Source organism: Streptomyces yamdrokensis (assembly GCF_053890455.1).
On the sequence record NZ_CM132679.1, the window covers coordinates 7,704,238 to 7,713,599 of the forward strand.

9 protein-coding genes and 3 pseudogenes are annotated in these 9,362 nt (G+C 68.9%); 4 read left to right on the forward strand and 8 right to left on the reverse strand.

All coding sequences use genetic code 11. From position 1 onward, the window contains the following. Positions 1-141: 141 nt before the first annotated feature. Positions 142-687 (forward strand): annotated as a pseudogene (locus ACWZEH_RS34025) (aldo/keto reductase); the annotation flags it as partial. A 184-nt stretch (positions 688-871) separates the two neighbouring features. After that, positions 872-946 (forward strand): annotated as a pseudogene (locus ACWZEH_RS34030) (hypothetical protein); the annotation flags it as partial. A 237-nt stretch (positions 947-1,183) separates the two neighbouring features. Here ACWZEH_RS34030 and ACWZEH_RS34035 read toward each other — a convergent pair. Both ACWZEH_RS34035 and ACWZEH_RS34040 read right to left on the reverse strand, forming a co-directional pair. Then, positions 1,184-1,867 carry a YdeI/OmpD-associated family protein gene (locus ACWZEH_RS34035; RefSeq protein WP_456194892.1) on the reverse strand — a complete coding sequence of 228 codons (684 nt, stop codon included), beginning with the start codon at positions 1,865-1,867 and terminating at the stop codon, positions 1,184-1,186. After that, the gene (locus tag ACWZEH_RS34040) at positions 1,864-2,826 is read right to left on the reverse strand and encodes a helix-turn-helix transcriptional regulator (RefSeq protein ID WP_456194893.1); all 963 of its coding nucleotides are present in this window, start codon (positions 2,824-2,826) and stop codon (positions 1,864-1,866) included. Before ACWZEH_RS34040 ends, ACWZEH_RS34035 begins: the two co-directional genes overlap by 4 nt. A 107-nt stretch (positions 2,827-2,933) precedes the next feature. Between ACWZEH_RS34040 and ACWZEH_RS34045 the strand changes: the two genes are divergently transcribed. Further along, positions 2,934-3,401, forward strand: a complete 468-nt coding sequence (locus ACWZEH_RS34045; protein ID WP_456194894.1) for a VOC family protein — start codon at positions 2,934-2,936, stop codon at positions 3,399-3,401. A gap of 403 nt (positions 3,402-3,804) precedes the next feature. On the opposite strand, the gene ACWZEH_RS34050 is transcribed toward ACWZEH_RS34045, so the two are convergent. The 4 genes from ACWZEH_RS34050 to ACWZEH_RS34065 all read right to left on the reverse strand — a co-directional run bounded on the left by ACWZEH_RS34050 (position 3,805) and on the right by ACWZEH_RS34065 (position 6,586). After that, positions 3,805-4,218, reverse strand: a complete 414-nt coding sequence (locus ACWZEH_RS34050; protein WP_456194895.1) for a lasso peptide biosynthesis B2 protein — start codon at positions 4,216-4,218, stop codon at positions 3,805-3,807. Then, entirely contained in the window at positions 4,215-4,472 is a 258-nt protein-coding gene (locus tag ACWZEH_RS34055; RefSeq protein WP_456194896.1) for a lasso peptide biosynthesis PqqD family chaperone, read from the reverse strand. The genes ACWZEH_RS34050 and ACWZEH_RS34055 overlap by 4 nt, the downstream gene beginning before the upstream one ends. Then, entirely contained in the window at positions 4,453-6,321 is a 1,869-nt protein-coding gene (locus ACWZEH_RS34060; protein WP_456194897.1) for an asparagine synthase-related protein, read from the reverse strand. Before ACWZEH_RS34060 ends, ACWZEH_RS34055 begins: the two co-directional genes overlap by 20 nt. A gap of 133 nt (positions 6,322-6,454) precedes the next feature. Beyond that, positions 6,455-6,586 carry a lasso RiPP family leader peptide-containing protein gene (locus ACWZEH_RS34065; RefSeq protein ID WP_456199974.1) on the reverse strand — a complete coding sequence of 44 codons (132 nt, stop codon included), beginning with the start codon at positions 6,584-6,586 and terminating at the stop codon, positions 6,455-6,457. Between the two features lie 428 nt (positions 6,587-7,014). Here ACWZEH_RS34065 and ACWZEH_RS34070 point away from each other — a divergent pair. After that, positions 7,015-7,506 (forward strand): annotated as a pseudogene (locus ACWZEH_RS34070) (DUF6415 family natural product biosynthesis protein). Here the strand turns inward: ACWZEH_RS34070 and ACWZEH_RS34075 are convergent. Together ACWZEH_RS34075 and ACWZEH_RS34080 are read right to left on the reverse strand one after the other, a co-directional pair. Continuing rightward, the gene (locus tag ACWZEH_RS34075) at positions 7,440-7,775 is read right to left on the reverse strand and encodes a hypothetical protein (protein ID WP_456194898.1); all 336 of its coding nucleotides are present in this window, start codon (positions 7,773-7,775) and stop codon (positions 7,440-7,442) included. The pseudogene ACWZEH_RS34070 and the gene ACWZEH_RS34075 overlap by 67 nt on opposite strands. Positions 7,776-8,320: 545 nt before the next feature. Next, entirely contained in the window at positions 8,321-9,337 is a 1,017-nt protein-coding gene (locus tag ACWZEH_RS34080) for a hypothetical protein (protein ID WP_456194899.1), read from the reverse strand. Between the last annotated feature and the right edge of the window lie 25 nt (positions 9,338-9,362).

Here is a 9,362-nt window from a genome sequence, read left to right on the forward strand (position 1 = left end):
ACGGGTGCGCGAGACCTGAGGTGCGCTCACCCGGTGTGACGGGAGTTCCTCGTCACCTGCTCACTGTGGAGAACCAGCATGAAGATGCGCGCACTCGGCCGAACCGGTATCCGCGTCAGTCCCTACTGTCTCGGCACAATGATGTCCGGTCCCGCCGGGAATCCGGCCCCTGACGATTGCCGACGTATCGTGCGCCGGGCCCTGGACGGCGGGATCAACTTCATCGACACGTCGGACGTCTGTGGCGGGGGCGAGACGGAGAAGATCGTCGGGAACGCCCTCAAAGGCCGCCGGGACGATGTCGTGCTGGCGGCCAAGTTCACGGGCCCGATGGGCGATGACCCGAACCGCCGTGGCGCGTCACGCCGGTGGATCGTGACTGCCGTCGAGGAGTGCCTGCGCCGGCTCGATGTGAATCACATCGATCTCCACCAGGTCCATCACTTCGACCCCCAGAGGGACCTGGATGAGACCCTCTCGGCCCTCACCGATCTCGTGACCAGCGGAAAGGTGCGGGCGATCGGCTCATCGAACTTTCCCGCATCGACGATCGTCGAATCGAAGTGGATCTCGGAACGCCGCGGTTTCGCGCGGCTGCGGACCGAGCAGCCGACGTACTCGATCCTCGCTCGTGGCATCGAACGCGAGGTGCTGCCGGTGTGCGGCGAACACGGCATGGGAGTGCTGACGTGGAGCCCTCTGTCGTGGGGGCTTTCCACGGGCAGGTACCGCCGGGATCAGCAGACACCCGTGACTGCGGGCCGAAAGGCGTGGGGACCTCGCCACATGACCGATCCACACAAATTCGACGCGATCGAGGAACCGGTCCCCGCTGGCAGAATCGGCAGGCTTGTCGATGACGCATCTGGCGATGGCGTTCGTCGTCGCACACCCGCAGGTCACGTCCGCGATCATCGGACCCCGAACACTCGACCAGCTCGAAGGCCTGCTCGACGGAGCGAACGCGCACCTCGATGACGATGTCCTCGACCGCATCGACCGGGCCGCCCCTCCCGGCACCGACACCGGTGTGATGGACATCGGCCATCAGCCACCCGCGCTCGAGTACGTCGGCCTCCGGCGTCGCCGGGGGAACGACCGGAGCGCCGCCCAGGAAGGCTGCGGAACAGACCCGGAAAGTCTCTGCTTCCCTACCGTCCCCGGAAGGCCCCGCCGGGCAGCGTCAGGCCCCTGGGGCGGCTTCCAGACGAGTGAGGGACTTCGTGATGCGGTTCCTTCGACTGGTCTCGCTCGGAGCGGTGATCACCTGATGGATGACGTTGTAACGCTGTGCGCGGGTCAGCGCGATGAAGCGGACCGCCGCCGTGGGCGACGCGGCAAGCGCCTGGGCGAGGTCGGCGGGCACTTCGGCCTCGGCCTGTCCGGCATAGGCCCGGTCCCAGCGCCCGTCCGCCTTCGCCCGCTCGATCTCCGCGAAACCCCGTGGCCGCATGCGCCCCTGCTCGATCAAAGTGGCGACGATGGCGACGTTTCGCCGGGACCAGATGGACGCCGTTCGACGCGGGGTGAAGTGCTGTTGGAACGTGCGTGCGTCGACGGCGTTGCGGCGGCCGTCGATCCAGCCGCTGCAGAGAGCCTCTTCGAGGGCCTCGGCGTAGGCCAGGGACGTCGGTTTTGTGATGCCCTTTTTCGCAAGAATCAGCTTCACCCCGGCAGATGAGCTCTCGTGAGCGTCGAGCCACGCCCGCCAGGCCTGCGCGTCGGCCACGATCAACCGGCCGGTCAGCTCCTCTTTCGTCGTATTCGTCTTCGTCATGAAGTGAGCCTCGCACGCGAAGCGGTCATCTTCTGTCCTGTACTCTCCGCCACTTCCAGCGCGCACGGGATCTTCCTGCTCGATGGTCAACTTCCCGGCGACGGCAGACAGACGGAGTCCTGCACCCGGCCGGCGAGCTTTGCCGCGGCCTCGGCCAAGGCGTCCGGGCCCACCACGGTGAAGGGGACGTCGTACCGGGCCACGGATGCGAGCAGACCGGCCCAGGACCACGACCCGATCGTGACACGACAGGACCGCGCGGTGAGCTCTTCGATTTCACCGTCACCGATCCAGGGTGTGATGTCACGCGCGGGAAGCTCGATGACGACCTCGCCCACGCAGGGCCAGCGATCCTTGCTCTCCGATCCCTTGGACCGGGCGGCGAGAAAGGAGCGCGCGTCGGCTGCGGGAAGCGTGCGAGGCGTGAAGGCCGGGCCCGTCGGGGTGCGCGGTGTCATGCGGTCCATGCGGAAGACTCGCCAGTCGTCCCGGTCCAGATCCCACGCGATCAGATACCACCGGCTCTTCCGGGCGACGATCGCGTGCGGCTGCACGCGCCGTGGAGAGGCGCCGCCGCCGTAGTCGAATCGGAGCGTGTGCCGGTCCCGCACGGCGGCGCTGACAGTCTCGAGCACGAACGGATCGACACGAAAGGAGGTCTCGGTTCCGGTTCCGGTGAAGCGGATGCCGTCGACGCGGTGACGGAGCCTGGACGGCATCACCTGGCGGACGGTGGCCAACGCGCGGGCTGCCGCCTCGTCGATGTCGACCCCGGTGGAGGGCACACTCTGGAGTGCGACCGCGATCGCGACCGCCTGTTCGTCGTCGAACAGCAGCGGCGGCAGCTCGGAGCCGGCCTCGAGCCGGTACCCGCCGTCGGGCCCCCTCACCGCCCCGATCCGGTAGCCGAGTTCCCGCAGGCGGTCCACGTCGCGGCGGACCGTGCGCAAGCTCACGTCCAGACGCTCCGCAAGGACCTGCCCCGGCCAGTCCCGTCGCGTCTGCAGGAGGGACAGCAGGGCAAGCATCCGCGAAGTACTTCCGATCATGAATCCAGTGTGCTCCGAGTAGAGGACCGCCACTGACCCCTTCTGCCGTGATGCTCGTCCCGGACGGCACACCTGCCGGTCGGACCCATCGAGGAGAAGAGCAGATCATGACGATCAGGACGACCACCCACCTGAATTTCCGCGGCACCGCTCGCCAGGCGCTCGAGTTCTACGCGACCGTGTTCGGCGGCCGGCCCGTCATCGCCACCTACGGCGACCTCGGCATGCCGAAAGAGGTTCCCGGCGCTGACAAGGTCGTGTTCGGCCAGGTCGAGAACGAGGACGGGTTCCGCGTCATGGCCTACGACATCCCCGGCCAGGACGACACCGACATCACGGTGACGGCCGGCTCCACGCACCGGGAGAACGGTGCCACGATCACCGACCGGACGTTCTTCCAGTCCGTTCGCGCCGACACCCTTGACGAGATCACCGGTTATTGGAACGCCCTCGCCGCGGGTGGCACCGTCATCGAGCCCCTCGCCGCGTCGGCGTGGACCCCTGGTTTCGGCATGCTCACCGACCGGTTCGGCGTCACCTGGGTCCTCGACGTCCAAGCCCCCTACGCCGCCTGACTCAGCCGGCACCGGTGCAGGGCCGACGCGGCACAGCGTCACGACGTCACGTGAGCCCTGCACCGGTGCGGCGCACGAAACATCAGTACCAAGCCAGAAAGCAGCACATGATCCTCGACGCATTCGCGCACATCCACTGAGCTTTGCTTATGGTCATTGGCACGTGGGTTCGCGCGGATCCAGCGGGGAGACACATCGACTTCACCCCGGCCCGGCCGCTTCGGCGATGACCGGGGCGGCCGGGCCGGGCCCTCAGCGGCGTGGGTGCTGGTAGGCGTACCGGTCGCCGTGGATGTGTCGGTACCTCGCATCCCTGGCAGGTACGAAGTCAACGTCAACGTCCGGTCCCGGGCGTCCCTCGCTGTGTCCGGCCAGGGGGAGGCCGGTGGTTGCTGTGACCGGTTCAGCGTGGTGGGACGGTGAGCATGGTGTGGAAGGCGGCAGTGTCGGCGGGTTCGTCGACGGGTCGTCCTTCGGCTTCGACCCAGGCGTGGGCGGCGAAGGGGGAGGTGCGTACGCCGGTGCACCAGGTGGGCCAGGTTCCGCCGATGCGGCACAACAGCACGGTGGCCAGGGAGCGTTGGAGACAGTAGCGGCCCGAGCACAGGACGCTGACCGCGGTCACGTCCCCGCGTGCGGTCGACGCCGTGTCGTATGAAGCGCTCTTCGCTCCCCGGCGGGCGGCGCGCAGTACCGCTTGGAGGCGGTCGGGGGGCAGGTGTGCCAGAAGCCGGGCAGCGCCGACAGCGGTGCGGGCGGCAAGCCTGCGCAGTGCTGGGGGGCGGATTCCGGCGGTATCGAGTGTCTGCCGGCTCACGGGGTGCTCACCAGCTTGGCGCGGGTGACCTGGCCGATCAGGGCGTTGACGTCGGCCTCGGCGTGCTCACGGCTGACGGGGCGTGCCTGGAACAGGGCATCGGTGATCTGCTGGGATGTGGAACCGTTCAGGTACGCCTTCAGGACGGCGGCCCCGGCGGCGTTGAGCTGCCAGTAGCGGCCGGCGCGCAGGTCGAGCAGGACCATGCCGTCTTCGGTGGCGGTGCAGATGACTTCAGCGCGTAGCCGGCTCAACGGACTGCTCCTTGGGTTCAGTGGCGGTGAGGTGGGCGGGGAGGGGATGGGCGGCAAGGTCGCGCAGCCACAGCTCGGCTGCCAGGAGTTGCTCCAACCCGTGTGTCTGAGCGGTGAGGAGTTCGGGGCTGTGCAGCATGCGCCGCAGCGTGTTCTCGTCGGCGATGCCGGCGGCGGCCAGGTGGGAGTCGGAGGCGAGCTCGGCGAGGTCTCGGCGGTGTTCCCGCAGGCTGTGGTGCCATTCCTGGGTGACGTGGTCCTTGGTGGCTCTGGCCAGCAAGTAGTCAGGGACGATGCCGTCCATCGCCGCCGCCAGGAGCGGCTTGTAGGTCCAGGGGCTGGTGGTGTCCTGAGCGCGTACCGCCAGGCACGCGGCGATCACCGCGTCGTCGCAGAACGGGCTGTCCGCGGGCAGCCCGTCGACCGTCGAGTCGTGCGAGAAGACGGAGGCGATCCTGCCCGCTTCCCGTGCCTGGTGAAGCCGCCCGTGCAGGCCGCGTGCGGGGGCCAGCGGCTGTGCCTCGTGCGCGGCAGCGTCCAGGAGGCCGGACAGGAGGTCTGCAGCCTTGTCGGTGGCCCATGCTGGAAGGCGCGGCGCCGTGCCCCAGCTGTCGGGGCGGGGCCGGCCGGCGGGGGACTCGCGCAGCTGGCCGCCGGCCGCCGTCAGCCAGCGGCGGTAGGAACCGCCGTCGAACAGCATCTTCGCGGTGGCCGGCAGCGGCCAGCGCGACCGCGCTCTCCACCCGGCTGCGTGCCGCAGTGCCATGAGCGGATAGCGGCGCGCCAGCGTGTGCAGGTAGGAACGGGGCGGCAGCAAGACATCGTCGCCGCCGTATCCGGTCAGGCGCAGATGCGCGCCACGGTCGCGCAACGCGTGGGCCAGGTGTTCCTGCACGGCCCGCCCCCGCGTCACGGCCGTGGGCTCGTCGGCCGGATCTCGCCGTCGGCCCAGCCCTGCGAAGTAGCCCGGAACCTCGTCGAACGTGAAAGCCAAGGACTGCGAGCCGCCCAGGCGCTCCGCCGCGTAGGGGGCGTAACGCCGGTCCTCGTTGCCGGACGCCGCGCTGTGCAGGGATGCGGTCACCAGGCGGGCTCCGGCCTCGGCGGCCAGGAAGCACAGCGAGGTGGAGTCCATGCCGCCGGAGAGATCCGCTCCCAGGACCTGCCCCGGCCACACCCGCAGCGACACCGCTTCACGCAGTGCCTCACGCAGGACCGGTGCGCCCTCGGCGAGGGAGAGCTGCGGCGAGGCCGGATGCCACCACACCTTCGTGCGGTGGCATCCGTCCCGCCCCAGGATCAACGCCCGGCCCGGTGCGACGGCATGCACCCCGCGCCACATCGCACCACCGGCCAAGGGAGGGGGCGGGGGGTCGGTGGTGAGGATGCGGGCGGCGAGCTGAGCGGGGTCCACCAGCGCCTGGGTGAGCCAGGCCAGCGTGCGGGCGCGGTCCGCACACACCGTCACCCCCTCAACCGTCGCCCTGTACAGGCGGCGCGAACCGAAGGCGCTGCCCCGCAGGTAACTGCGTCCGTCGACGGACGCGAGCACATGGAAGCTGCCGGCAGCGCCCCGCACCGCTGTCTCGACATCCGCCAGATCGCGCACGCCCTTCACGCGGACGCCCAGATCCTGCGCGGTGAGCGAACACCGCCCGGCCACCACCAGCAGCGACGACCCGGCCGACGAGAACGCCCATTGCTCCTTCGGCCAGCGGCCGAACAGCCACGGCCGCCCCGACACGTGCGGCACGATCTGCGGAGCGTGCCGTCGCAACCGGTCCAGGACACCGGATGCGACCGCTCCATCTGGAACCGCGACGAACCACGCCGCCGACCCCTCGACCACGCACTTCCCCCTCAACAGAGCGGGCGCGGACCGGCCGCGCCCGCCTATGGGCCGCACATGCTGCGGCCGCGGTTCAGCATGCCGCTGTCACTACCGCCCGCGGCACCAACTGAGCGACCACGGCGCCCGCTTGTCAGTCGTCGTCATACTTGCCGAAGCCTGCCTCCGTCTTGTCGCCGTAGGCGCCCTGGGTGTGCTCGGCGAAGTCGCCCACCTCGACCATCAGCGGACTCTCATAGGTGTCAGCGGGCTCGATACGCAACATCGCGTCCACAGTCACTCCCCTTCCTCGCGAGCAGGCTGATCCTGCCCTCTCCTTGGTATTAACCACCGGACTTCGCCAGGAATGAGGGATCCGGCCGTCAAACCCCCCTGACGTGTGACGAGCGGGAGAGGCGGCGGGGCACGCCATCTACTCCGCTCAGCGCGGTAGCGACCGGAGGCTGTGTTGTCACCGGCAGAGGCATGAGGTGCGGTAACCGGGGAAGTCCAGGGCCATTGACGCCCACGCATATTGAAGCGTTCACCCCGGTGCGGACCATCACCGCGAGCGCGTCCAGCATGGTGAAGCCCGGCACCCACCCCGCAGGAGCAGCACGGCCAGGACCAGGACGAAAGGCCCGGCGACAGCGACGGCCCCCCAGCAGTGACCGCCGACCACCCGAGTGAAGACGCCCAGCAGCGAGGCCCGCCGTGCACACCAGCACGCACACCGTCCTGCACGACCCCGACGGACTGACCGAGGCGGAGCTCCCGCTCGACCGCGAGCCGTACGAGAGCCTCGTCAAAGCCGTCCTCGCGTGGACCGGCGAGGCACGCTCACCACCCGCGACTACGAGCAGATCGCCCTCCAGCTCACCGGCCACGCCCGCGCCGTCGCCGCCGACGTCCGCCGCCGCGCGAACCAGCTGCCGAAGGACAGCGGGCCCAAGGCGCTCGCCGACGTCGTCCTGCGCGAGGCGCAAGGCCCGCTGTCCACGACGCTGGAGGGCACCGTGAGCTGCGCCCAGAATCGCGCCCGCCTGGTCCCGCGCCCTCTACGAACGCCTGGACCGCCTGGAGGCGGCCGCCATCCCGCCCTCTGACCCACCGAGGGCGGGAAGTGGGTCCGCCGACCGTCAGGGGGCGGAGCCCTCATCGGTGCCGCCCATCGCGGAACGGCACCACTGCAGTCCGGTGCCGTGAAGGACCAAGAGATGACTGCCCGGGACAACTGCGGTCTGGGCCATGGCGGACAGCAACCCGTCAGCCAGCGCGGTGCCGTCCTTCTCCGTGACCGGCTGGGCCCCCGATCCGGAGGGGCGCACCTGGTGGTGGACCTCGTCGCCGCCGGTGACCACCAGGGTGAGGTACTGGGACGACTGGCTGTCCCACTTGACCTGCACGATAGTGTCCGCCCGCACGGTCCGCCTGCCGTAGACGGTGCTCTGCGCCCGCACCCACACGTCCCGCATCCCCATCAGTCTCTGCCCCTCCCGACCACTGCCTGCATCAACGCCCCGATTTCGCTGCTCCGGGAACACCAAGGCAGTGGACTTCGTGGAAGACCAGCCGAGCGGGGCGGCACAAAGCACGGTCCTCCACGGACTGACGAGCGGCACCAGGCCACGCCACGGTCCGAGGAACCTGCATGCCAGGTGCAACAACGCCCTGCAACGCCAGGCGCAACACGGCGCGTGTTGCGGCCCTGACCTGATGGAACACCACGTGAGTGGGGTACGGGAGAGCGTTGCACGTCCTCGCGGGTATCCAGGGCCGAACCGCCAGCCCTGACAGCGCGAGACCCCGGGACCATGGCGGCCCCGGGGTCTCTCCGTACATCGACCGCGCCCTCCTCACCCAGCGGATCGACCGCGAGGAAGAGCAGCGTCGCGCCCTGGCCGACTTCGTGCGGCGCTGGAGCTCGGCGCCGGGGACTTCCCCGGCGCCGGACAGGCTGGTGCCGCGCGGTGCGGTCGGCGGGGAGCGCACCGGCGACGTCCAGGAGCAAGGCGGCTCATCACGTCCGGCGAGCAATGGACGGGTCCGCCGGACGACACCCCTGGGTCAGGGCTGGAAGGGCACCAGCAACTGCCCAGGGGTGGGCGGGGAGAAGGGACTGCTGTGCCCAGGCACCGTCGAGGGCAGCGACGCGAACAACGTACGGAGAGCCTGAAACGTGAGCGAATTGAGCGCCACGGATGGTCGTAGGGTCCGATTTTTGCCAGCCTTCATAGAAGGCGTAGGTCTTCACGTTTCCGGTTTCGCCAAACCAGAATTTGGAATAGACGGGCTTGTCGGCGGGTTCGTAGGTGACCTTCCACAGGCCGCCGCTAGCGCCGTTCCAGGAGGTGGTACCGGTTTCCCGGTCGTATGCGGCGACCAACGGTTCGCACAGCATGATGTTGTCGAGCGTGGAGAAGCGCAGGCCGACCAGCACGTAGGGATCCTCGAAGATGAACTCGAAAGGCTGGTAGGACGCAGCGTGCGATCCTCCCACGCCTTCGTAATGCTTGGTCAGGAGGTCCATGAAGCGATAGGTGTTGCCGTCGGAGAACGTGGTGCGTTTCTCTACGGATTCCACGTTGCCACTTCCGGCGACAGGATGGCCCACGCGGTAGGAGATGGGTTCCTCCACGCCGTCTCCCAGGACTACCCGGGTGAGGACTTCCCGGTCGCTGTTGACCAGCAGGAGACGGTCTGGCTTGGTCTCCATGGTCGCCTCCATCAGAGGCTTGGGGTCGGTGAGAGAGTCACCGATGATAGAGGCGTTCCACTCGGTCAGTCCGTACACGGAGGCCAGGGTGCGCGCGAAGGAAGCCATCTGCTGCTCGGTCCGTGACCGGAACAGCTCATCCTGCACGGCGTGGATTCCCAGAGCCTGACGGGCCTTGCCGAGCATGGCATACCCCTGTGCCTGGACAGCCACCAGCCGCAGGAAGTACAACGCCGCATCCTTGGGAACGATCTCCTCTTCGTGCTTGGCCAGCCGGCAGAAAACCTCCATCAACGGCTTGCCCAGCAGAGTGTCGCCCACCAGCACGCGATGCATCACATACAGC